Origin of the sequence: Brachybacterium sp. AOP25-B2-12 (assembly GCF_052378625.1) — a bacterium.
GTDB lineage: Bacteria > Actinomycetota > Actinomycetes > Actinomycetales > Dermabacteraceae > Brachybacterium.
Genome location: NZ_JBQSXW010000007.1, coordinates 102,572 through 125,450, shown reverse-complemented (window position 1 = coordinate 125,450; position 22,879 = coordinate 102,572). Strand labels below are relative to the sequence as shown.

Below are 22,879 nucleotides of genomic sequence, written 5' to 3'. Positions count from 1 at the left end.
CTGCGTGCCGCGCCACACGGCTCACAGAGCCGTGGTCAATGCCGACACGGTCACCGCGAGCAGAACCGTCGACGTGATGTGGGCCAGGACCGCCTGGCGACGCATCGCCCGCCGTGCGACCACGGTCAGGGGGCTGAAGTCGGCGGGGGAGGAGGAGGTCTGCACCAGGACCGCGAGAAAGAGGTACTCGTCCCAGCGACGGTCCAGCGGATCCGGGCACCCCTGCATGGCGAAGCCCTCGCCGCGCTCGTCGGCGCGCACGTACTCCATCGCGAATCCGACGGCGCAGCACACCCACGCCGATGCGACCGAGAACACGGCGAGCACCATGAGAGCCACCGCCGGGACGCCCGCAGGCCGCTGCAGGAGCAGCACGACGACCAGAGCGGCGTTGCCGAGCATCTGCACGGCGGTCGCCAGCGTGGTGCTCCGACCCCACAGCATCCGCGCCCAGAACCCTTCGTTGCGCCGGAGCGAGGAGGACACCGCCACGAGCAGCGCACGGCGCGACATGCGTCGCAGCACCAGGTGGGTGATCACGGCGTACGACGTGGTGAAGGCGGTCCAGGTGACGACGACCATGAGCACGGTGAAATCCCGGCGCGCCGCGGGGTCACGCAGACCGAACAGGTCGAACCGGGGGAGGACCGCGACGAGGACGAGCGCGAACGCCGCCGAGATCACGAGGGCGAGGCCCTCCCGGGCCGCGACCGAACGCAGAACGCGGCCGGTCACCGCGCGCATCCGAGTGAGGAAGGAGCGCCGTCCGGCCCGCTCCGTGGGTGCGCCGGTGTCCTCGTCGTTCACGGCGTCTCGCGCCGCGCGAGCTCCCACGCCCCGGCGAGCCCCGAGCTCGCGACCTCGATGGCCGGGTGCCCGGAGGCCTCGAGCCCGCACACGAGCTCGTCCCGGATCGGGCCGCTGGAGGCCAGCACGGCACCGGCCAGGACGATGGGCAGCTCGGCGCCCGGGTCCAGGGTCCTCACCCGGTGCGCGAGGGCCCGGGACGCCTGGTCCAGGATCTCCCGCGCGACGGGGTCGGGCAGCGCCTCGCCGGGCAGCGGCGCGAAGCGGCCCCACTGGGCGGGTGTCAGCGGGTCGATGGCCCGGACGAGGTCCTGGCGGGGGTCGCCGGTGGGTCCTCCGAGGCCGTCGCGCAGGTCGAGGTCCAGGCAGTCGCCCAGCAGCTCGGTCAGGCGGGTCGGACGGCCACGCCCGTCGAGGTCCGCGGCCACGACCTCCAGGACCCGTCGTCCCAGCCACACGGCGGAGGCGATGTCTCCCAGCAGCCAGCCCATCCCGTCGATGCGGTCCTCGAGCACCCCGTCGCGGTAGCGCGCGGCGACCGCACCGGTCCCGGCGAGCAGCAGCACGCCGTCGTCCCCCACCCCGCCCGCGACGAAGGCCGCCCGGAGGTCCTCGATCACCTCGATGCGCTCGGGGGCGATCCCCAGCGGTGCGAGGGTCTCGCGGGCCAGTGCCGTGACCTCGGCGTGGCGCGCGGGACCGGATCCGGCGACGGCCAGCACCGCCCGTCGCACGCTCGAACCGGGCCGGCCTGCGAGCGCCTCGCCCACGGTCGCGGCCAGGGCCGCGAGGGCGTCGGGACCGCTGGATCGCAGGTTCCAGCCGGGGCCGCGGATCGCCTCCGGGAGAGCGTCCTGCGCCAGGCCCACGGCGATGCGGGCGGTGGTGCCGCCGATGTCCCCGGCGATCAGCAGGGCACCGGTGTCCTCGCGGCCCGCGGGGGCCGCGAGCTGATCGCGGTCCGGGCGGCCGTCGTGGTCCATGCGGTTCTCGTGCAGCGGTCCGGCGTCGTCCATGGGGAACTCCTGGGTGCGTGCGGGCGTCTGCGGGACCGTGGGTGTCGCGGGGTCGCGGCCATGTCGGCGACGGTGGAAGACTGGGCCGATCCGCCCGCCTCCCGGGTTCCCACGGCTCCGAGGAGTCCACATGATTGCACGTCGAGCACGGCGAGCCTGTCGAGCACAGCGATGACCGGCGTCGACCGCGACGCCGACGTGCTCGGCCTCCTGCTGCCGTCCTTCGAGGGCACCACCGTGCCCGGGTACATCGAGCGCGCCCTCGGCGGGGGACTGCCCGGGGTGATCCTGTTCGGGCACAACACCCCGGACCCCGCCACCTGCCGCGAGGTCGCCGGCGCCGTCCACGAGATCGCCCCGGACGCGCTGGTCACCCTCGACGAGGAGGGCGGCGACGTGAGCCGCCTGCAGGCCTCGACCGGCTCCGACCTGCCCTCGGCCTGGGCGCTCGGGGTTGTGGATGACACGTCCCTCACCCGGCGCACCGGGCGCGCCCTGGGCGACCTCCTCGCGGCCTGCGACGTCGACCTCGATCTGGCGCCCGTGCTGGACGTCTCGACCGATCCCCGCAATCCCGTGATCGGCACCCGCGCCTTCGGCGCCGATCCCGACCTGGTGACCCGGCACGGCCGCGCGATCGCGACCGGGCTGCGCGAGGCGGGCGTCGGCTCCTGCGGCAAGCACTTCCCGGGACACGGCGCGACGCATGTGGACTCCCACACGGCGCTGCCGATCGTGGACCTCCCCGAGGACGTCTTCCGCGCCCAGCACCTCGAGCCGTGGGAGCTGGCCCCGTGGCTCGACGCCGTGATGACGGCGCACATCCTCGTGCCGGCGCTCGGCGAGGGGCCGGCCTCGATCTCGTCGTGGTCCCGGAGGCTGCTCGACGAGGTCGCCGGGAACTGGGGGTTCCGCGGCCTCGTGATCACCGACGCGCTGGACATGGCCGCGGTCTCGGAGGACCCGGGCTACGGCGAGGCCGCCGTCCGGGCGATCGAGGCCGGCGCCCACCTGCTGTGCCTGGGCACCGCGATCCGCCGCGACGGCGAGGCGATGCTCGCCGAGGCCCACGACGCGGTGCTCGCGGCCGTCGAGAGCGGCAGGATCCCGCGGGAGATGCTGCGGCGACGGGCCGAGGAGACCCGCGAGCGCGTGCGCACCCTGCGGGTGCGGCGTGCCACGGTCGGTGCCCCGGAGCTGCCCGAGGCCCTCGGTGCCCTCGCCCGGATCGGTGCCGACGGGGCGCGCCGGGCCATCGGCCTGCGTCGTGCCGCGATCACCGGCGGGTCCGTGATCGTGGTCGATGCGCGGGCCGGCCACGACTTCGCGGCCGGGACCCGTCGCTCGCTGCTGGCGGGGCTGCTGCGCGAGCGCGGCTACATCGCCGAGGACGCCCGGTACCCGGCGGACCTCGACGGGGCGGGCACGGTGCTCGTCCTGACCCGGCTCCCGCGCTCGGATCCCGAGGAGCGCGAGGCCCTCGCCTCGGTCCTCGCGCGGCGCCCCGACGCGATCGTCGTGCACCTCGGTGTCCCCGATGCGGCCCCCGACCATCCGCGCCGCGTGCAGGTCTCCGGCAGAGGCAGGGCGATGCAGGTCGCAGCCGTCGACGCCCTGATCGCCGCGGGACACGGCTGAGGACCCCGCGCCCTCGCCGGCCCCTGCGGCAGACGACCCCCGTACCGTGGATCTGTCGGCCCGACCCCCCGAGCACCCGTCCACCGAACCCCGCAGGAGACAGCCCATGACCGCCCGCCCCGCACCCGAGGACGCCTGGAAGGGCCTCGTCGCCCTCGACTCGACGACCGAGGAGCGCAACCCCCGCAGCCGCGACCTCGACACCCTCGACGCCCCGGGCCTGGTCGACCTGATCCTCGCCGACGACGCGCGCGTGGCCGCCGCCGTCCAGGCGCAGGCCCCGCGGATCGCGGAGCTGGTCGAGGTGTGCGTCGCCGCGATCTCCGCCGGCCGCACCGTCCACTACGTCGGCGCGGGCACCTCAGGGCGCCTGGGGGTGCTGGATGCCGTCGAGCTGGCCCCCACCTACGGCGCGACCCCCGACATGGTCACCGCGCACCTCGCGGGTGGGGAACCGGCGATGCTCGTCGCCGTCGAGGGTGCCGAGGACGACGAGGAGGCGGGCGCGCAGCTCGTCGCCGAGGACTGCGAGGACGGGGACGTCGTGATCGGCCTGGCCGCGAGCGGCCGCACCCCGTTCGTGGGCGGCGCCCTCCGCGCCGCCCGTGAGCGCGGCCTGCCCACGGCGCTCATCGCCGCGAACCCCCGCGCCTCCCTCGCCCCCTGGGCCGACGTCCCGATCCTCCTGGAGGTGGGCCCCGAAGTGGTCACGGGCTCGACCCGGATGAAGGCCGGCACCGCCCAGAAGCTCACGCTGAACGCGCTGTCGACGGCCGTCATGGTGCGCCTGGGCACCACCTACTCCAACCTCATGATCGACGTGCGCCCCACCAACGCCAAGCTCGTGGCCCGCACCGTGCGCCTTCTGGTCCAGGCCTCGGGGGCCGATGCCGACACCGCGGCGGCGATGCTCGAGGACGCCGATGGCAGCGTGCGCGTGGCGCTCGTGGCCCTGCTCGCGGGCTCGGACGCGGCCACGGCGCGCTCCGCGGCCGATGCCTTCGGTCCGGATGCGGCGCGGGGCGGGGACCCTGCGGGGATCCGCTCGGCGGTGGCGTCGATCTCGTAGGCGCGACCAGGGATCGCGCCCCCGCCTGCGGCGACGTCGACGGTGTGCGGTGGCGCCTCCCGCTGCTCGACCACTCGACCCGGGAAAAGCCGTCGCGCTCACCGCACGGGCCGCGTACGGTCGTCGGCATGTGGATCTGATCGGCCCCGCCCTGCCCGTGCCTCACCTCTGGAGCCGATCCATGCCCTCATCCACCCTCATTCCCGCGCCGGCCGCACTGCACCTGCGGGCCGAAGGCATCTCCCATGCCTACGCCGCCCTTCCCGTGCTGACCGACGTCTCGCTCACCGTCCCGGCGGGCGTCCCGACCGGCCTGCTCGGCGAGAACGGCTCGGGGAAGTCGACTCTGCTGCGCCTCCTCGCGGGCGTCGAGGCCCCGGATCGCGGCACGGTCACGGCCCCGGGTCCCATCGGCCTGCTGCACCAGCAGGCGCCGTTCGCGCCGGAGGCGACGGTCTCGGCGGTCGTCGCCGACGCCCTGGACCATGCCCGTCGCCTCGAGGCGGAGCTGGCCGCCGCCGCCGAGGACCTCGCCGAACGCCCGGACTCCGCGCAGGCGGCCCGCGCCTACGAGGAGGTGCTGGACCGGGCCACCCTCGCCGACATCTGGGACGCCCCGCGCCGCGCCGAGCGGATCCTGGCCGGGCTCGGGCTCGGCGACCTCCCCCGGGACCGGCGGCTCGATGCGATCTCCGGTGGCCAGCGGGAGCGGCTCGCCCTCGCGCACCTGCTCATCACCCGCCCCACGACCCTGCTGCTGGACGAGCCCACCAACCATCTCGATGCCGACGGGGCGCAGTTCCTCGCGACCCTGCTCGCCGAGCATCCCGGGCCGGTGCTCGTGGCCAGCCACGACCGGGCCTTCCTCGACGAGGCCACCCGGGCGCAGATCGACCTGGACGACGCCCCCGGGCCGCTGGACGGGCCCGCCCCCGGCGCCACGACGTACACCGGCACCTTCACCGACTACCTGCTGGCCCGTCTCGATGCGCGCGAACGCTGGGAGCACCGGTTTCGCGACGAGCAGGAGGAGCTCGCCGCCCTGCGCCTCCAGGAGAAGGAGTCCCACAGCGTGGGGCACGAGGGACGCGGTCCCCGCACGGAGGCGCGAGCGTCCAAGAAGTTCTACGCCGACCGCACCGCGACGGTCGTCTCCCGCCGGGTCCGCGATGCCCGGAAGCGCCTGGAGACCCTGACGCGCGAGCAGGTGCGCAAGCCTCCCCAGGAGCTGCACTTCACCGGGATCCCGGCCGGCCGGGAGCCGATGGCCGGTGTGCTCGTCACGGCGCGCGAGGTGGCCGTCGACGGGCGCCTGGCGCCGGTGTCCCTCGCGCTCTCGGCCGGGGAGAAGCTGCTGATCACAGGGGAGAACGGTGCAGGGAAGTCCACGCTGCTGGACGTGCTGATCGGCCGCCTCGCGCCGGACGCGGGCACCGTGAGCAGGCCGCGCGCCCTGCGGATCGCCCACCTGGCCCAGGACGAGCAGGCGGATCCGACGACGACGCCCCGCGCCCTCCTGCGGGCCGCCGCCGGGACCGCCGCGGACGACGCGTCGACGCCCGAGCTGTTCGGGCTGATCCACCCGCGGGACCTCGACCGCCGGCTCGGGGAGCTCTCCCGCGGGCAGGTGCGACGGGTCGAGTTGGCCGCGCTGCTGAGCGACCCGCCCGAGCTGCTGGTCCTCGACGAGCCCACCAACCACCTCGCCCTCGACGTCGCCACGCGCCTCGAGCGGGCGCTGCAGGACGGGCAGGGCACCGCGGTGATCGCCTCGCACGACCGCTGGCTCCGGCGGCGGTGGACGGGCCGGGTGCTCGACCTGACGGCGCTCTGAGGGCGGACCCGGGAGCGCACCGGGCCCGCGTCGTGCTCAGCCGTCCTGCGGGTGGTCGACGAGGAACACCGCGCGGCCCGCGCGGCGAGGTGCCCCGGCGGCCGTCCACGCCCCGAGCTCCGTCCACGGCCGGACGTCGAGGGGACCGGCGTCGAGCGTCGCATCGGCGGCCAGGAGCGTGAGCTCGGCGGCGAGCCCGGGCTCGCTCGCGAGGAAGAAGGTGCGGATCGTCCGATCGGCGGTCCGCGGGTCCCCGAGGAAGGCGCCGGCGGGGAACACGTCCTCGGTGCCCGCCGCGTGGCCGAGGCTGATGACGGTGCCCCCGGGGCCGAGCAGGGCGAAGGCATCGACGAGGTGACGCCCGCCGATCAGGTCGATCGCCCCGTGCACCGCGTCGACCACGGTGCGGGGCTCGGTGTGCGTCTCGCGGGCGCCCAGCCGGCGCAGCTCCTCGTGGCGCGCGGTGTCGCGGGCGACCGCGACCACATGCGCCCCGGACCGTGCGGCGAGCTGGACGGCGAACCGCCCCACGGCGCTCGTCGCACCGGAGACGAGGACCCTCCGTCCCAGGACCGACCCGAGGGAGCGCACGGCTCGCAGGGCGCTGCCTCCCGGGACCGGCAGGGTCGCGAGCCGCTCGGCGGGGGCGCCGGCGGGAGCGGAGCCGATCATCGCGGTGGACACGGCGCGTCGTCGGGCCCAGCCTCCCGCCATGCCGAGCACGAGCACGGGGGTTCCCGCCGGCGGACCGCTCCCGTCCGCCGCCGCGGCGAGCACCACGCCGCTGCCGTCCCATCCCGGGACCGTGCCCGGCGCGGCGGCCGCCAGCCCCGCGAGGTCCCCGGGATTCGGGGCGAAGGCGTCGATGCGCACCACGGCCTCGTGGGGCGCGGGAGCGGGCTCGGGGACGTCGGCGAGGGCGAGTCCCCCCGGGGCGTCGGGGTCGGTGGTCCAGGCGAGCATGAGGTGATCCTCCAGGGGTGCGGGCGTCGGTGACGGGGGTGGTCGTGGTGCGTGTCAGCGCGGGCCGAGCCGATCGAGGTGGGCGCGCAGGGTGTCGGCGTCCTCGTGGATCCGCGTCAGCTCGGCGGGGGTGAAGGCGTCCACGAAGACGGCCCGGATCGCCCGCAGGTGGGGCACCGTCGCGTCGCGGAACGCGCGGGCGCCCGCGGCGGTGAGCACCGTGCGCGAGCCGCGTGCGTCCTCCGCGCACGCCTCGCGCCGGATGAGTCCTCGGCGCTCCATGCGGCCGAGCTGACCGGACAGCCGGCTGCGCTCCCATCCGATGTGCGCGGCGAGGTCCGAGGAGCGCATCGCGTGCTCGGGCGCCTCGCCGAGGGCGAGCATGACCGTGTAGTCGCCGCTGGAGAGGCCGCTGTCGCGATGCAGCGCCGCCTCGATCCGGGCGCGCGCCTGCTCGAAGGTCTCGAGGTGGGCCCGCCACGCGGCGAGCTCCCGGGGTGTGGGCACGGTGCGGCCCGCGTGCGGATGCGTCATGCCCCCAGAGTAGTTGACATGTGAACCACATGGGTAGATGATTCACGTATCAATCACTTTCGGGGCGGGGTGCACCCGCCCCGTCGGTCAGGAGGCCGCCATGGACGCATCAGCCATCGAGTTCGGGATCGACAGCTTCGGGGACCGGCCGCGCGACGCGCACGGCGAGGTGGTCTCCCATGCCGAGGCGATCCGCGCCACGGTCGCCGAGGCCGTGCTCGCGGACCGGCTCGGGATCGACGTGATCGCGCTCGGCGAGCACCATCGGCCCGAGTACGCCATCTCGAGCCCGGAGACCGTCCTCGCGGGCATCGCGACCGTGACCGAGCGGATCCGCCTGGCCTCGGGCGTCACAGTGCTCTCCTCGGACGACCCGGTCCGCGTGTTCCAACGCTTCGCGCACGTCGATGCGCTGTCCCACGGCCGCGCCGAGGTGATCCTGGGCCGGGGGTCCTTCACGGAGTCCTTCCCGCTGTTCGGGTACGACCTCAAGGACTACGACCTCCTCTTCGAGGAGAAGATCGAGCTGTTCCACCGTCTGCTCGACGAGGGGCCCGTGACCTGGGAGGGCTCGACGCGCCCGGCGCTGCACGGGGCCGAGGTGTATCCGCGCACGGAGTCGGGCCGCCTGCCCACGTGGGTGGGCGTCGGCGGCTCCCCGGAATCGGTCGTCCGCACCGCCCGCTACGGGATGCGGCTCATGCTCGCCGTGATCGGCGGGCCGGCCGAGCGGTTCCGCCCGTACGTGGATCTCTACCGGCGCGCGAGCACCGAGTTCGGGATCGCGCCGCGCCCGGCGGGAGTGCACTCCCCGGGCTTCGTCGCGGACACCGACGAGGAGGCCGTCGAGCTGTTCTATCCGGGGTTCCAGGAGACGCGGGACCGGATCGGGGCGCTGCGCGGGTGGCCGCCCGTGCGCCGCGAGGAGTTCGAGGCGGAGGTCGCCCAGGGGTCGCTGTACGTCGGCTCCCCCGAGACGGTCGCACGCCGCATCGCCCAGGCCATCCGCGCCCTGGACGTGGGGCGCTTCGACATGGTCTACAGCGCGGCCGGGACCGTCTCGGCGCAGGCGCGCCTGCGCAGCGTCGAGCTGTACGGGGAGCGGGTGATCCCGCGGGTCCGGGAGCTGCTCGCGGCCGATGCCGGATCCGGGGCACCGGAGGACCGGAGCACCGCCCAGGGGGCCGCGACCGCGTGATGCGAGGCGCCGGGGACCGGTCCCGACGCGGTTCCTCACGGAGCCTGCGACCTGCCCGGGCACGCCGGGCACAGCGCCTCTCCGGCGGGTCCGCGGAGCAGCTCCGACGGGACCCTACGGAGCGGGTTCGGCGGCCAGATGGGTCACCGCGGCACCGAGCGCCCGGATGCCCGCGGCCACGTCCTGGGAGGACACGGACTCCGCCGGGTGGTGGCTGATGCCGTCGGGGTTGCGCAGGAACACCATGCCGATGTCCGTCAGGGCGCCCAGCGCCATGCCGTCGTGGCCCGCGCGGCTGTAGATCGTCGCGGGGTCATCGGCGCCCGCGGGCAGGGTCGCCACGATCCCGGCGCGGATCACGTCCTGCAGCAGCGGCGCGCAGAGCACGGCGGGTGCGCTGTGGAACTCCTCGGCCCGCCACCGCAGCCCGCGGCGGCCCGCGATGACGTCGAGCTCCTTCCCGATGCTCTCCCACACCCGGTCCCGGGTCTCGTCGAGCTCCCCGCGCAGGTCCAGGCTGAGGCGCGCCTCGCCGGGCACGATGTTCACCGCGCCGGGGAAGGTCTCGAGCCGGCCGACCGTCCCGACCGCGTGGTGCTCGCCCCGGCAGATCCGTTCGACCGCCAGCGCGGCCTCGGAGGCGCCCAGCAGCGCGTCGTGACGCATGTCGTACGGGGTGCCGCCCGCGTGGCGGGCCTGCCCCTCGACGGTCAGATGGAAGCGGCGGGCGCTCGCGATCGAGGAGACGACCGCCAGCGGCTCCCCGCGGCGGTCCAGCTCGGGGCCCTGCTCGATGTGCGCCTCGAGGTAGCCGCGCAGCTCCTCGGGACGGCGGGCGGCGTCGCCGATCCGGCTCGGGTCCAGGCCGAAGTCCGCGAACGCCTCGCGCAGGGTCGTGCCGGAGTCGTCCGTGAGCTCCCACCAGGCGGGGTCCCACGTGCCCGCGACCGCCGAGGAGCCCAGCAGGGCGGTGCCGAAGCGGGTGCCCTCCTCGTCCCAGAAGGCGATCACCTCGAGGGCGAAGGGGAAGGGGGAGCGCCAGGTGCCGTCGTCGGCACGTCGCCGCAGCAGGCGCACGACCGCCAGGGCGATGAGCACGCCGGCCATCCCGTCGTAGCGGCCCGCGTCCGGGACGGTGTCGAGGTGGGAGCCCAGCAGCAGCGCCGCCGACTCCGAGTCCGCGGTGTCCAGACGCCCGACGAGGTTGCCCGCCGCATCCTCACGGGCAGTCATCCCGAGCTCGCGCATCCACCCGGCGGCCGCCCGGTTGGCGCGGGCGTGCTCGGGGGAGAGGTACACGCGCTCGATCGCGCCGGGCGTGGCGGTGATGCTCGCGAGGGCGTCGCAGCGGGCCATCACACGGCGCGCCGCGTCCTGGACCGCGACGGGGTCCAGGCCCTCGCCGGGCCTCATGCGCCGGCCCCGTCGTACACGGCGGTCGCCGCGGCGACCGCCTCGGAGGCGGGCGCCGCGAGGCCGTCGTGAGGCCGGTGCCGCGCGAGCACCGCGCCCAGGGCCGCGAGCGTCGTGAGCACCGCGTCGCGACGGGCGTTGAACCCCATCGTCCCGATCCTCCACACACGGCCGTGGAGCGGGCCGAAGGAGGTGCCGATCTCGATGCCGAAGTCCTCGAGGAGCTCCGTGCGCACGGCGTCGCCCGGCACCTCGCTGGGGATGTGCACGGCGAGCACGTTGTGCATCCGGTGCCCCAGGTCCCCGAAGGTCTCCAGCCCCAGGGCGCGCACGCCCGCGAGCATCGCCTCGCCGGCCAGCCGGTGGCGTGCGAGGACCGCCTCGTGGCCCTCGGCCAGGTGCAGCCGGGCGCACTCCCGGGCCGCATAGAGCATCGACGTGGCCTCGGTGTGGTGGTTCAGGCGGCGGGGCCCCCAGTAGTCCAGGATCATGCCGAGGTCGAAATAGTTCGAGCGGATGAACTCGGCGCCGAGAGGGTCGTCGTCCTCGCGGATCCCGGCCTCGACGCGGGGGCGCGACCGCACGACCTCGACGGCGCGCTCGCTCAGGGTGAGCGGGGAGGAGCCGGACGGGCCGCCCAGGCACTTCTGCAGCCCGGCGGTCGCGGCGTCGACGCCCCAGGCATCGGCTTCGAAGGGGTTGCCGCACAGGGACGCGGTCGCATCCGTGTAGAGCATCGCTCCGTGGCGGGCGCAGATCTCCCCGATCCCGTCCAGGGGCTGGTTCATCGTGGTCGAGGTGTCGCCCTGGACCAGCGCGACGACGACGGGACGCACCCGCGCCACGGCCTCCGCGAGGACGGAGGTGGGGAACACCTGCCCCCACGGCACCTCGATCGTGTGCACCTCGGCCAGCGCCCGCTCGGCGATCTCGGCGAGGAGGTGCCCGAAGCGGCCGAACACGGGCACCAGCACGCGGTCGCCGGGGCGGATCAGGGAGACCAGGGCCGCCTCGATGCCGGCGCGCGAGGTGCCGTCGACCAGCACGGTGGCGTCGTTGTCGGTGCGCCACACCGCACGGTAGAGGGCCTGGGTCTCGGCCATGGTCGCCGTCATGAACGGGTCGTACTGCCCGACCAGCGGCGCCGACATCGACCGCAGGACGCTCGGGTAGGGGTTGATGGGGCCCGGCCCCATGAGCAGGCGGGTCGGGGGATCGATCGGGCCGGGGAGGGGGGTGGCGGCGGTGGTCATGCGGGCTCCGATGCGGGGGTGGGGATGGCGGTGGTCATGCGGGTTCCTGGCCGCGGGCGGTGCCGACCAGGGACGCGAGGCGACGGGCGAGGCGGACCAGTGCGAGGTCGCTGCCCGCGCGGGCGATCAGCGCGATGCCCAGCGGCGCGGGACCGCGCGGCCCGGGCACGGTGAGCAGGGGCAGCGAGATGCTCGGCAGGCCGCCCACGGCCGCCGGTGTGGTCAGGCGCAGCGTGGCCGCGCGGACGGCGTCCAGGGCGTCCCCGGCGATGTCGAGCGGCGGGGCGGCGCCGGGGACCGTGGGCAGGATCAGGACCGTGTCCCGGACCCGGTCGGTCAGGCGCGCCCGCAGGGCCGTGAGGTCCGTGCGCGCCGCGGCCTCCTCGGCGGGCCCGATCCTGGCGGCGATGCCGAAGCGCTCGGCGACGTCGGCACCGAGCTGCCCGGGGTGCTCGCCCACCCAGGTGCCGTGGGTGGCCCAGGCCTCCGCGCCCTGGACCGTGCGGAAGACGTCCTGGATGCGGTCGAGGTCGCCGAGCTCGCCGTGCGCGAGCTCGGGCCCCGCCGGGTCGCGGGCCAGAGTCGCGAGCAGCGCCTCGAAGGCGGCGGCGGTGGCGGGTTCGACGGCGGCGAGCAGGTCCGTGGGGACGCTCAGATGCCAGGGCAGGGGAGCGGAGGCCCCGGCCGCGTTCGGGAGGCAGTGCGCGACGACCCGTTCGAGGGTCGATCCGTCGCGGGTCAGCCAGCCGACGGTGTCGAAGCTCGGCGCGAGCGGCAGCAGGCCTGCGCGGGAGATGCGCCCGTGGGTCGTGCGCAGTCCCCACAGCCCCTGGTAGGAGGCCGGGACGCGCACCGAGCCGGCCGTGTCGGTCGCCAGCCCCACAGCGGCCTGGCCCAGCCCGACGGCGCTCGCCGGGCCGCTCGAGGAGCCGCCGGGGAGGGTGCCGGGGACGGCGGCGTTGGGGGGCGTGCCGTGGTGGGCATTGCGTCCGGCGATCGAGTACGCGAACTCGTCGGTGCGGGCGATGCCGCGCACCGTCGCCCCGCCGTCCCGGAGGTCCGCGACGGCGTCCGCGTCCGTGCCCTGCGGCCGGGACTCGGCGAGGAACGCGGGATTGCCGGCGCCGATCCGTTGCCCGGCCACGGCGAAGAGATCCTTGACCGCGACCGACAGCCCGGTGAGGGGGCCGTCCTGGACGGCGGGCACGAGGGGATCCCCCAGGACCCGCCACACCGAGGTGTCCAGGGCCTGCGGCCGGGGGGCCACGTGCGCGGCGGCGATCCGCCAGTGCCCGTCGAGGCGCTGCCACAGCTGGGTCTGCAGCCCGGAGCCGCCGTCGGCGTACCTCGAGACCGACACCAGGAGCGCGAAGCCCTCGCCGCAGGGCCGGTGCTCGATGCGGGTGATCGTCCGCGGCGGCACCCCGCCCCGGGCGCCCCGGAAGGCGCTGATCGCCTCGTGGCCGACGAGCAGGCCCGCGGCATCTCCGCGCAGGGTGGCCGGACCCGGGGCGAACATCGCGTCGAGCACCGCGAGGTCGTCGTCCGCGAGCGCGCGCTCGTACAGCTCGGCGGCGGCGAGCAGGTCCGGGGGGATCGGGACGTCCACGGGTCCATCGTGCCGCGCGAGGATCCCGGGCGCCGTGCGGGGGAGCGTGTCCGGGTCCGGAACCTGCCGTGCCGCCGTCATGTCGCGGTCCAGCGCTCGGGCTCGGCGGGCACGGCATCGAAGTCCGCGAGCCGGATCCGGGCGTGCACGCCGCAGACGATGTCGACCACCTGGGAGATGTCGAAGTCCGTCGCGGCCGAGAGGTAGGCGTACGCGAGGTGCTCGGCCATGCCGTAGCGGGCGCGCAGCAGGGAGACGGCGGCGCGCACGCACGCGCGCATCGCCTCGTCGAGGTCGGGGTCCATGCCGGTGGGCACGAGGTGCTCGGGGGTGCGGATCATCGGTCCCCGCAGGGTCCCGTAGCGGCGACGTGCCGTGTCCTGGTCGATCACGTCGAAGCGCAGGGTCGCCCGCAGCGGGGCCTCGAGGGCGGTGAGCGCGACCTCGCCGTCCCCCTGGGCGAAATGCGGGTCGCCCACATAGGCGAGGGCGTCGGGGACCTGCACAGGCAGGAGGAGGGCTGTGCCCTCGACGAGCAGGTTCACGTCGAGGTTGCCGCCGTGCGGCCCGGGGGGCACCGAATGGGGGTGGGTGCCCCCGGCGACGGCCACACCCATCGTGCCCAGGAACGGCGCCAGGGGGAACCGGATCGCCCGGTCCCCGCCGTCGACGAGGGGCAGGGCGCCGACGAGGCCGTCGTCGCCGCGCTGCACGGGGGTGAAGACGCTGACGTCGTGCGGTCCGCGGGGGAGCTCCCCGGCCAGGGCGCCGCGACCGTGGCGGCTGGACACCACGCCGTAGCCCACGCGCGGCACCAGCTGCTGCACCGTGATGCGCAGCAGGTCGCCGGGCCGGGCGCCGGTCACGGCGATGGGTCCGGTGACGACGTGCGGTCCGTCGCAGCTCGCGTCCCGCGGCGCCGCGGCGGCGACCTCGCGGGCGTCGGTGAGCACGTCCTTCTCGGCCACCCCCTCGCGGCCGAAGAACGCCACCGGATCCCGGCCCTGGTCCTCGAGGATCCCCTCGTGGCTCACGGTGTCGATCGTGACCGACTCCCCGGAGACGATCGTCAGGACGGCGGGGTCGGAGGCGCACGGCAGACGCCCCCACCGCACCGTCGCCGGCGTCGAGGGGAGGTAGTGGTCCCCGGGCAGCTCTCCCCGGTGGGGCTGCAGGGTGGGCACGACGGGGCCCGGGGCCTCGGGCGCGAGGGTCGGGCCCAGCGGTGTCGAGATGCTCATCGGGGGGTCTCCTGGGAGGGGTCCGGTGCGGTGTGGAGGATCCGGTGGCCCGCGAGGACGACGCCCAGCGTCAGGGCGGCCGCGAGGACCAGCGGGGCGGCCGTGCCCAGACGCAGCAGCAGGGCCCCGACGAGTGCGCCGAGGAACAGCACGCCGATGGCCGCGCACCGTCGGCCCCAGAGGCCGCGGACCCCGTCGTCGACGAGGCTCTCGCTGGCCAGGGAGGTGAGGGTGGAGGTGACGACGACCGTGGTCAGGTCGGCCACGGCGAGACTGCGGGCGACGGCGGCCTGGATCCCCATGACGGCGGCGGTCGCCGAGGAGGCCACGAGCACGAGCGCGGGGGTGCCGTCGCCGCCGGTGACCGCGAAGGCGGCGCCGAGGGCCAGGAGCACGGCGGCGCCGATCGTCAGCAGCGTCGTCACCGCACCGGACCAGACGCGGCGTCGGTGCCGCAGCGCGAGGCCGGCGCCGTAGGCGCCGACCGTGAACGTGACGAGCGCGATCACGGGCCCGAGCACGGGCAGGTCGTCGCCGCCGGCCACGGCCATGCCCAGGATCACGATGTTGCCGGTCATGTTCCCGACGAACACGCGGTCCAGCGCGAGGTACCCCACGGCGTCCACGAGCCCGGTGACGAAGGTGAGGGCCATGAGCAGGCGCACGGCGACGGCGGGCCGTTCCTGCATGCGGGAGAGGGTCTGCACGGGGCCTTCCGGGGTGCGAGGGCGAGGGCGGGGCCGATGTCGGCACCCGATCCAGGAGCGCGCTCCGGAGGGGAGCGCGGGCTCACCGTAGACAGATTGGTAGGGCCACGTACAGGCGCGGAGGGCGTCGTTGCACGCCCGTGACCTTCGGCTCGGGCGGTGGGATCGCCGTCAGATCTCGGAGGCCTCGGCCGTGCGGACCTTCTCGATGACGTCCCGGATCTCGGCGAGGTGGATCCGCATCGCGTAGTCCGCGGCCTCGGCGTCCCCGGCGCGCAGCGCGGCGAGGATCCTGCCGTGGCCCGTGCGCGAGAGGGTGCGCCCCTCGTCCTCGAGGTGGGAGAACACGCGCGCCTCGACCGTCCACGAGGCGATCAGCTGCCCGAGGGTCGCGAGCAGGGGATTGCCGGTGGCCTGGGCGAGCGCGGTGTGGAAGGCGATGTCGAGCGCGGCGGAGCGGTCGGAGTCGGTCTCGCGATCGGCGTCCGTGAGCAGCTCGCCGAGCGCCGTGAGGCCCGTGGGGTCGATCCGCTCGGCGGCCAGGCGCGCGATCCGGGGCTCGATCACCGAGCGGAACTCCGCGGAGTGCTCGAACTCGGCCGGGGCCGCCCGCAGGCCGTCGGCGAGGGTCGCGGTGAGAGGGATCGTCCTGCTCACGCGGTTGCCGCTGCCCTGGCGACGGTCCAGCAGGCCCAGGCCCGCGAGCCGGGTCAGCCCCTCGCGCAGGGCGTTGCGGGAGACGCCGAGATCCAGGGCGAGCGCACGTTCGGGCGGCAGGGCTCGACCGGGGGGCAGGGCACCGGAGACGATGAGCCGCTCGAGATGGCGCGCGATGTCGTCGGCCACGTGCGGGCTGGAACGGGGGAGGGGACCCAGCACGGGATGTGCGGCATCGGCCATGTGCGTCCTCCACCTCTCTGACGGGGACCGGGGTCCCGGCCGCGCGCGGCCACAGTCTCCCACGGCCGCCTCGACGGCAGGGGTCCCGGGCGGCGCGCACCCCGGGGTCGGCCCGAGTTCGGTAACGAACGGGTGACGACGGGCCCTCGGGGGTGACGGCGCGCCCCTGGTCGACCACTTTTGGTCCTACCGCTTCGGCCACACCTCGGTGGACGGCGGCATCCCGACTGGAGGATCCCCATGAACCCCATGAAGAAGGCCTGGAAGAATCCCGCGCTGCTCATCGGAGCGGCTGCGATCCTCGGCATCGCCTTCGGACTCGTCGTCGGCCCGTGGGCGGCCAACCTCAAGTTCGTCGGCGACCTGTTCATCCGTCTCATCCAGATGGCGATCGTCCCGCTCGTGATGGCGTCGGTCATCGTCGCGACGGGGTCGATGACCGGATCGGGCATGGGGCGCATGGCCCTGCGCACCTTCCGCTGGATGATCGGCTTCTCCGCCGTCGCGGCGCTGCTGGGCTGGGTCATCAGCATCCTCGTGCGCCCCGGCGCAGGCATCGACTTCAGCGGCACCGTCGACCCGGCGCTCGAGGCCTCCGCACAGGAGGCGCAGGGATGGCAGGAGACGCTGCTGAACTTCGTCTCGACCAACATCTTCGAGGCCATGTCGACGGCCACGATGGTCCCGATCATCGTGTTCTCGCTGCTGTTCGGCGTCGTGCTGAACGCCTACATCCAGCGCAGCGGCAACCGCATGGTGCTGGACCTGTTCGACCAGATCCAGCAGGTCGTGCTCACGATGATCCGCCTGGTCATGGTCATCGCGCCCATCGGCGTGTTCTGCCTGCTGGGCAACCTCTCGGGCACCGTCGGCTTCGCGGTCGTCGTCGGCGCCGTGAAGTACCTGGGCGCCACGCTCCTGGGCGTGCTGATCCTGCTGGCGCTGTTCGTGGTCGTCACGGCGCTGCGCACGGGCCTGTCGCCCCTGCGGCTCCCGGGCAAGCTCGGGGACCAGACGATGATCGCCGTGACCACCACCAGCTCGGCCGTGACCTTCCCGACGGTCCTGCGCACCGCGGTCGAGAAGCTGGGCGTGAGCCCCCGGGTCGCGAACTTCACCCTGTCGGTGGGCCTGACCATGGGGTCCTACGGCGCGGTGCTCAACTACATGATCGTCATCATGTTCCTCGCCCAGACCGGCGGGGTGCAGCTGGATCCCGGCACGATCGTCCTCGGCATGGCGCTGGCGATCCTGCTCAACATGGGCACCATCACCGTGCCCGGCGGGTTCCCCGTCGTGGCGATGTTCCTGGCCACGTCGTTGGGCCTGCCGTTCGCGGCCGTGGGCCTGCTGATCGCCGTCGACTGGTTCGCGGGGATCTTCCGCACCTTCCTCAACGTCAACGGCGACTCCTTCGTCTCGATGCTCGTGGCCAACGCCTCCGACGAGATCGACCGCGACGTGTACGAGGGCGGCGCGGTGGCCGCGAGCGGACCCGTGGACCTCGGGGCGCTCACCGCCCGGTTCGAGAAGGCCGACGCGCTCGACTGACCTCGCACCGCGCCTCAGCGCACCGCGCCGCACTGCACCGCACCGCACCGCACGCCCGTCGGGGCGGTCACGATGGTTCACACGGCCTTGCCGTCCCTCGTGACCGCCCTCACGATGTGCCCATGTCACAGGATCAGACGCACACCGAGACCTCCCCGCACTTCGAGACGCTCGCCATCCACGCGGGCCAGACCCCGGATCCGGCCACCGGCGCGCGTGCCCTGCCGATCGACCAGACCACGAGCTTCGTCTTCGAGAACACGAAGGTCGCCGCGGACCGCTTCGGCCTCGCGGAGCTGGGCCCCATCTACACCCGGATCACCAACCCCACCCAGGCCGTGGTGGAGGATCGCATCGCGGCGCTCGAGGGCGGCGCGGCAGGGCTGCTCCTGTCCTCGGGCCAGAGCGCCACGACCCTCGCGATCCTCAACGTCGCCGGCGCCGGCGATTCCATCGTCGTGTCCCCGAGCCTGTACGGCGGCACCTTCAACCTGTTCCGGCACACGCTGCCGAGGCTCGGCATCGAGGCCCGCTTCGTCGAGGACCCCGACGACCTCGACTCCTGGCGCGCCGCGATCGCCCCGAACACCACGGCGATCTACGCCGAGACGATCCCCAACCCCCGCCAGGACATCCTGCGGGTGCGGGAGGTCGCCGACGTCGCGCACGAGGCCGGGATCCCGCTGATCGTCGACAACACGGTCGCGACCCCGTACCTGCTGCGACCCATCGAGCACGGCGCCGACGTCGTCGTCCACTCCGCGACGAAGTTCCTGGGCGGGCACGGCACCACCATCGCCGGCGTGATCGTGGACGCGGGCACCTTCGACTACTCGGCAGATCCCGAGAGGTTCCCCGGCTTCAACGAGCCCGACGAGAGCTACCACGGCCTCGTCTACTCCCAGCTCGCGCCGGACCTGCCGCCGTACGCCATCAAGGCCCGCGTGCAGCTGCTGCGCGACCTCGGTCCCGCGATCGCCCCGCACAGCGCCTTCCTCATCGCCCAGGGCCTGGAGACCCTGCCGCTGCGCGTCGAGCGCCACGTCGAGAACGCACAGCGTGTCGCCGAGTACCTGGCCGCCCACCCGCAGGTCGAATCGGTCGCCTACGCGGGTCTGGAGGGCTCGCCGTACCACGACCGCGCCCAGCAGTACCTGCCGCGCGGCGCGGGCTCGGTGCTCGGGTTCGTCGTGCCCGGCGGTGCCGAGACGGGACGTCGTTTCGTCGACGCCCTCGAGCTGCACTCGCTCGTGGCCAACATCGGCGACGTGCGCTCGCTCGTGATCCACCCGGCCACGACCACCCACGCCCAGCTCACCGCGGCCGAGCAGCGCGCCGCGGGCGTCGAGCCCGGCTTCGTGCGGCTGTCGGTGGGCCTCGAGCACATCGACGACATCCTCGCCGACCTCGACCGCGGCTTCGCGGCGCTCGCGAGCGGCGACGCCGGCGAGATCGCACCGAGCACGGCGGGCACAGCGAGCACCGCGGGCACGGAGAGCACCGGGCAGGACGCCTGAGCGACCGGTCGGACCTGAGCGGCAGGGGCCCGGTGGGCCGATACGCTGGAACGACCATGAGCTCTGCGACGCTGACCCCCTGGCCCCTGCCCCTCTGGACCCCCCGCGCCGTCGTCTTCGACTGCGACGGGCTGCTCGTCGACACCGAGGCCGAATGGATCCGCACCCAGGACCACTACCTCGCCTCCCACGGGGCCTCGATCGACGCCGCGACGCGACGCCGCATCACCGGCCGCAGCGCCGAGGTGGTCGTGACCACCATCGCCGCCGCGGTCGACCGCGATCCCCTGACCGTCGCCGACGAGCTCGTGGCGCTGCACCGCGCCGACATGGACGAGGGGCTGCGCCTCATGCCGGGCGCCCAGCGCACCGTGCGTGCGATCGCCGCCAAGGTGCCGGTGGCCGTCGCCTCCAACTCCCCGCGAGATCTCCTGGACCTCAAGCTCGAGGGCATGGAGCTGGCCTCCGTGCTCGACGCGAGCGTGGCCATCGAGGACGTCGCCGAGCCCAAGCCCGCCCCGGACATGTACGCCCACGCGGCGCGGCTGCTCGGCGCGGACCCCTCCGACGCCCTGGCCTTCGAGGACTCCGAGACCGGTGCCGAGGCGGCGCGTGCCGCGGGGCTCACCCTGATCGGCATCCCCTCCCTGCCCGGGCAGGAGCCCGCCGCGGACCTCCTGCTCACCTCGCTGGAGGACCCGGACCTCCACGCCTGGATCGACACCTGGGAGGTCCGTCGATGAGCCGCTGGACCGAGGCGTTCGGCGACTGGACCCCGCGAGCCGTCGTCTTCGACTGCGACGGCCTGATCCTGGACACCGAGACGGTGTGGAACGAGACCCAGGCCGAAATCCTGCGGCGCCACGAGGCGACGCTCACCGCCGAGCAGGACGCCGTGCTCATCGGCGCCACCCTCGAGGTCGCTGCCGAGACGATCGCCGCAGCCGCCGGCGCCCCTTACGACGCCGTGCTCGCGGAGACCCGCGAGCTGTTCGTGCAGAACCTGGGCGAGGACCTGCGTCCGATGCCCGGCGCCGTCGAGGTGGTGCGCGCCGCCGCCGCCCGGGTCCCCATCGCCTGTGCCTCGAACTCCTGGGCCTCGGCGCTGGAGGACAAGCTCACCCGCGCGGGGATCGTGGACCTCTTCACGGTGCTCGAGTCCACCGACACGGTGGCGCGCAGCAAGCCGTTCCCGGACATGTACGCCCAGGGCGCCGCGGCGCTCGGCGCCCTGCCCCAGGACGCCCTGGCGTTCGAGGACTCCGCGACGGGGGCGCGCGCCGCCGTCTCGGCGGGGCTGCGCCTGGTGGGCGTCCCCTCCCACGGCACGCACCTGGAGGGCACGGCCATCGAGGTGCCGACGCTCGCGGACCCCGAGCTGCTCGCGTGGATCGGCACCTGGCCGCGGCGGACGCTCGCCTGAGCGCCTGAGCGCCTGAGCGCCTGAGCGCCTGAGCGCCTGAGCGCCTGAGCGCCTGAGGGCCCGTGGGCCAGGTGCGGCCCGGGGGCGCGGGATGCCCCGGCGGGTGCGGGGCACGGCCGCGCCCCCGATGTCGGAGCGTCCCGGTGTCGCCGTGGGTCCGGCACAGCGTCGACACAGCGGGCAGGGCCCCGGCACCTGGCAGACTGGAACCCATGACCACGACTTCCGATGGCCCCCGTCCGCACGCGAGCGCTCTGCGCGGCCGAGGCTGGCTGAACACCGGCGGGGCGGACCTCACCCTCGAGGACCTCCGCGGCAAGATCGTCGTCCTGGACTTCTGGACCTTCTGCTGCGTCAACTGCCTGCACGTCCTGGACGAGCTGCGCCCCGTCGAGCAGGCCTGGGCCGATGAGCTCGTCGTCGTCGGCGTCCACTCGCCCAAGTTCGAGTTCGAGAAGGACGCGGACGCGCTCGCCGCCAACGTCGCCCGCTACGAGGTCGAGCACCCCGTGATCGACGACCCCGAGCTGCAGACGTGGAGCGAGTACGCGGTGCGGGCCTGGCCCACGCTCGTCGTCCTGGACACCTACGGCCGGATCGCCGGCTCGATGTCGGGGGAGGGGCACGCCGACAACCTCGACGCCCTGATCTCCCGCCTCGTCGCCGAGGCCGAGGCCGACGGCTCGCTGCGCCGGGGGCCCGCCCCCACCGTGATCGCCGAGCGCGTCCCCCAGCCGCTGCGCTTCCCCTCGAAGATCGCCCAGCTCGACGACGGCCGCGTCATCGTCTCGGACACCGGCCAGCACCGCCTGGTCGTCTTCGGCTCCGACGGGGCCCACACCGACGAGGTCATCGGCGCCGGGGTGCGGGGCGATGCCGACGGCGAGGGGCCGGAAGCCACCTTCGCCGAGCCCAACGGCATCGTCGTGCTGCCCCAGGACGTCGCCGAGGAGGTCGGCTACGACCTCGTCGTCGCCGACACCGCCAACAACGTCCTGCGCGGCGTCGCACTCGGCCACGACCGGTTCCTGCGCGGCCGGTCCGCGACCACCGTCTCGACGGTCGCGGGCACGGGACGCCAGTGGATGCAGGGCGAGCCGCTGCCCACGGGTGAGGGCGATCCGCGCACCTTCTCCCTGTCGACCCCGTGGGACCTCACGTGGTCCCCCGAGCTGGGAACCGTCGTGATCACGATGGCCGGCATCCACCAGATGTGGACCTTCGACCCCCGCACGGGGGCGCTCGCCGTCCTCGCGGGCACCACCCACGAGGGCCTCGTCGACGGCGCGCTCGTGCGCTCCTGGTGGGCCCAGCCCTCCGGCGTGGACCGCCTGCCCGACGGCGGGGTCGTCGTCGCGGACTCCGAGACCTCCGCCGTCCGGGTGATCGACCCCGAGGCGCTGACCGTGGGCACGCTCGTGGGCGAGGGCCTGTTCGACTTCGGGCACGTCGACGGCGCCTTCGAGGGCGCCCGGTTCCAGCACCCGCTGGGCGTCACCGCGCTGCCCGAGGGCCGGATCGCCGTGGCCGACACCTACAACGGCGCGATCCGCCTCGTGGATCCCGCCGAACGCACCGTGGTCACCGTCGCGACCGACCTCTCCGAGCCCTCGGACGCGCTGTTCATGGGGCCGATCGACGGGATCGACCAGCTGCTCGTCGTCGAGTCCGGCGCACACCGCCTGACCTGGGTGCCGCTGGCCCGTGCCGCAGAGCAGGTGATCGACGAGGGCGCCCAGCAGTCCGAGCGCCCCGTGACGGAGATCGCCGCGGGCACCCTGGGGGTGCGGGTGCTGTTCACGCCGCCACCCGGCCACAAGCTCGACAACTCCCTGGGTCCCTCGACGCAGGTCTCCATCTCCACGACGCCCAGCGGCATGCTCGCCTCCGGAGGCGGCACGGGGACCGACCTGGACCGCACGGTCACCTTCGACCCGGCGTACACCGAGGGCGTGCTGCACGTCAGCGCGCGCGCCGCCTCCTGCGATGATGACCCGAGCGTCGAGTTCCCGGCGTGCCACATGCATCAGCAGGACTGGGGGGTCCCGATCCGCATCGCCGATGGCGGCGCGTCCTCGTTGGACCTCTCGCTGCTCGGCTGAGCCGCGCTCGGCCCGCCCCACCTGTCACACTCGCACCGCATCATCCGGGCCGTCGTGCCCACCACCACCCGCCCGAGGGACCCCGAGGGCACGAGGAGAACCGC

General features: G+C 74.5%; 19 protein-coding genes. 9 read left to right on the top strand and 10 right to left on the bottom strand.

Features of this window, described 5'->3' with window-relative positions; all coding sequences use genetic code 11:
* Window positions 1-21 precede the first annotated feature (21 nt).
* Entirely contained in the window at window positions 22-735 is a 714-nt protein-coding gene (locus tag ACT3TZ_RS07380) for a DUF1345 domain-containing protein (protein WP_444582755.1), read from the bottom strand.
* Window positions 736-803: 68 nt separating this feature from the next.
* The gene (locus ACT3TZ_RS07375; RefSeq protein WP_444582754.1) at window positions 804-1,823 is read right to left on the bottom strand and encodes an N-acetylglucosamine kinase; all 1,020 of its coding nucleotides are present in this window, start codon (window positions 1,821-1,823) and stop codon (window positions 804-806) included.
* Between the two features lie 171 nt (window positions 1,824-1,994).
* Here ACT3TZ_RS07375 and ACT3TZ_RS07370 point away from each other — a divergent pair, with 171 nt between their 5' ends.
* The 3 genes from ACT3TZ_RS07370 to ACT3TZ_RS07360 all read left to right on the top strand — a co-directional run bounded on the left by ACT3TZ_RS07370 (window position 1,995) and on the right by ACT3TZ_RS07360 (window position 6,364).
* Entirely contained in the window at window positions 1,995-3,461 is a 1,467-nt protein-coding gene (locus ACT3TZ_RS07370; RefSeq protein ID WP_444582753.1) for a glycoside hydrolase family 3 N-terminal domain-containing protein, read from the top strand.
* 106 nt (window positions 3,462-3,567) lie between these two features.
* The gene (locus tag ACT3TZ_RS07365; protein ID WP_444582752.1) at window positions 3,568-4,530 is read left to right on the top strand and encodes an N-acetylmuramic acid 6-phosphate etherase; all 963 of its coding nucleotides are present in this window, start codon (window positions 3,568-3,570) and stop codon (window positions 4,528-4,530) included.
* Between the two features lie 181 nt (window positions 4,531-4,711).
* Complete coding sequence (locus ACT3TZ_RS07360) at window positions 4,712-6,364, top strand: ABC-F family ATP-binding cassette domain-containing protein (protein WP_444582751.1); 1,653 nt, start codon at window positions 4,712-4,714, stop codon at window positions 6,362-6,364.
* Between the two features lie 36 nt (window positions 6,365-6,400).
* Here the strand turns inward: ACT3TZ_RS07360 and ACT3TZ_RS07355 are convergent, their stop codons facing one another.
* Together ACT3TZ_RS07355 and ACT3TZ_RS07350 are read right to left on the bottom strand one after the other, a co-directional pair.
* Window positions 6,401-7,327: a zinc-binding dehydrogenase gene (locus ACT3TZ_RS07355; RefSeq protein ID WP_444582750.1), complete on the bottom strand. Its 927-nt coding sequence runs from the start codon at window positions 7,325-7,327 to the stop codon at window positions 6,401-6,403.
* A 54-nt stretch (window positions 7,328-7,381) separates the two neighbouring features.
* Window positions 7,382-7,861 carry a MarR family winged helix-turn-helix transcriptional regulator gene (locus tag ACT3TZ_RS07350; RefSeq protein ID WP_444582749.1) on the bottom strand — a complete coding sequence of 160 codons (480 nt, stop codon included), beginning with the start codon at window positions 7,859-7,861 and terminating at the stop codon, window positions 7,382-7,384.
* A gap of 100 nt (window positions 7,862-7,961) precedes the next feature.
* Here ACT3TZ_RS07350 and ACT3TZ_RS07345 point away from each other — a divergent pair, with 100 nt between their 5' ends.
* Window positions 7,962-9,059 (top strand): LLM class flavin-dependent oxidoreductase, encoded by a 1,098-nt coding sequence (locus ACT3TZ_RS07345; protein ID WP_444582748.1) that lies wholly within the window; start codon window positions 7,962-7,964, stop codon window positions 9,057-9,059.
* A gap of 114 nt (window positions 9,060-9,173) precedes the next feature.
* On the opposite strand, the gene ACT3TZ_RS07340 is transcribed toward ACT3TZ_RS07345, so the two are convergent.
* The 6 genes from ACT3TZ_RS07340 to ACT3TZ_RS07315 all read right to left on the bottom strand — a co-directional run bounded on the left by ACT3TZ_RS07340 (window position 9,174) and on the right by ACT3TZ_RS07315 (window position 16,182).
* The gene (locus ACT3TZ_RS07340; RefSeq protein ID WP_444582747.1) at window positions 9,174-10,472 is read right to left on the bottom strand and encodes an allantoate amidohydrolase; all 1,299 of its coding nucleotides are present in this window, start codon (window positions 10,470-10,472) and stop codon (window positions 9,174-9,176) included.
* Window positions 10,469-11,725, bottom strand: coding sequence for a pyridoxal-phosphate-dependent aminotransferase family protein (locus ACT3TZ_RS07335; RefSeq protein WP_444582746.1), 1,257 nt, complete (start codon window positions 11,723-11,725; stop codon window positions 10,469-10,471). Before ACT3TZ_RS07335 ends, ACT3TZ_RS07340 begins: the two co-directional genes overlap by 4 nt.
* 34 nt (window positions 11,726-11,759) lie before the next feature.
* On the bottom strand, window positions 11,760-13,334 hold the full coding sequence (locus ACT3TZ_RS07330; RefSeq protein WP_444582745.1) for an AtzH-like domain-containing protein: 1,575 nt from the start codon (window positions 13,332-13,334) through the stop codon (window positions 11,760-11,762).
* A 77-nt stretch (window positions 13,335-13,411) separates the two neighbouring features.
* Window positions 13,412-14,575 carry an acetamidase/formamidase family protein gene (locus ACT3TZ_RS07325; protein WP_444582744.1) on the bottom strand — a complete coding sequence of 388 codons (1,164 nt, stop codon included), beginning with the start codon at window positions 14,573-14,575 and terminating at the stop codon, window positions 13,412-13,414.
* Window positions 14,572-15,264 (bottom strand): YoaK family protein, encoded by a 693-nt coding sequence (locus ACT3TZ_RS07320; RefSeq protein WP_444582743.1) that lies wholly within the window; start codon window positions 15,262-15,264, stop codon window positions 14,572-14,574. Before ACT3TZ_RS07320 ends, ACT3TZ_RS07325 begins: the two co-directional genes overlap by 4 nt.
* A gap of 189 nt (window positions 15,265-15,453) precedes the next feature.
* Entirely contained in the window at window positions 15,454-16,182 is a 729-nt protein-coding gene (locus tag ACT3TZ_RS07315) for a FadR/GntR family transcriptional regulator (RefSeq protein ID WP_444582742.1), read from the bottom strand.
* A gap of 240 nt (window positions 16,183-16,422) precedes the next feature.
* Between ACT3TZ_RS07315 and ACT3TZ_RS07310 the strand changes: the two genes are divergently transcribed.
* From ACT3TZ_RS07310 to ACT3TZ_RS07290, 5 genes are all read left to right on the top strand, one after another.
* A complete protein-coding gene (locus ACT3TZ_RS07310; protein ID WP_444582741.1) occupies window positions 16,423-17,733 on the top strand; it encodes a dicarboxylate/amino acid:cation symporter in 1,311 nt (436 codons plus the stop codon).
* A gap of 122 nt (window positions 17,734-17,855) precedes the next feature.
* Window positions 17,856-19,250 (top strand): bifunctional o-acetylhomoserine/o-acetylserine sulfhydrylase, encoded by a 1,395-nt coding sequence (locus tag ACT3TZ_RS07305; protein ID WP_444582740.1) that lies wholly within the window; start codon window positions 17,856-17,858, stop codon window positions 19,248-19,250.
* A 56-nt stretch (window positions 19,251-19,306) separates the two neighbouring features.
* Window positions 19,307-19,993: an HAD family hydrolase gene (locus ACT3TZ_RS07300; RefSeq protein ID WP_444582739.1), complete on the top strand. Its 687-nt coding sequence runs from the start codon at window positions 19,307-19,309 to the stop codon at window positions 19,991-19,993.
* The gene (locus tag ACT3TZ_RS07295; protein WP_444582738.1) at window positions 19,990-20,673 is read left to right on the top strand and encodes an HAD family hydrolase; all 684 of its coding nucleotides are present in this window, start codon (window positions 19,990-19,992) and stop codon (window positions 20,671-20,673) included. The genes ACT3TZ_RS07300 and ACT3TZ_RS07295 overlap by 4 nt, the downstream gene beginning before the upstream one ends.
* Before the next feature lie 212 nt (window positions 20,674-20,885).
* Window positions 20,886-22,775, top strand: a complete 1,890-nt coding sequence (locus tag ACT3TZ_RS07290) for a thioredoxin-like domain-containing protein (RefSeq protein ID WP_444582737.1) — start codon at window positions 20,886-20,888, stop codon at window positions 22,773-22,775.
* Window positions 22,776-22,879 lie beyond the last annotated feature (104 nt).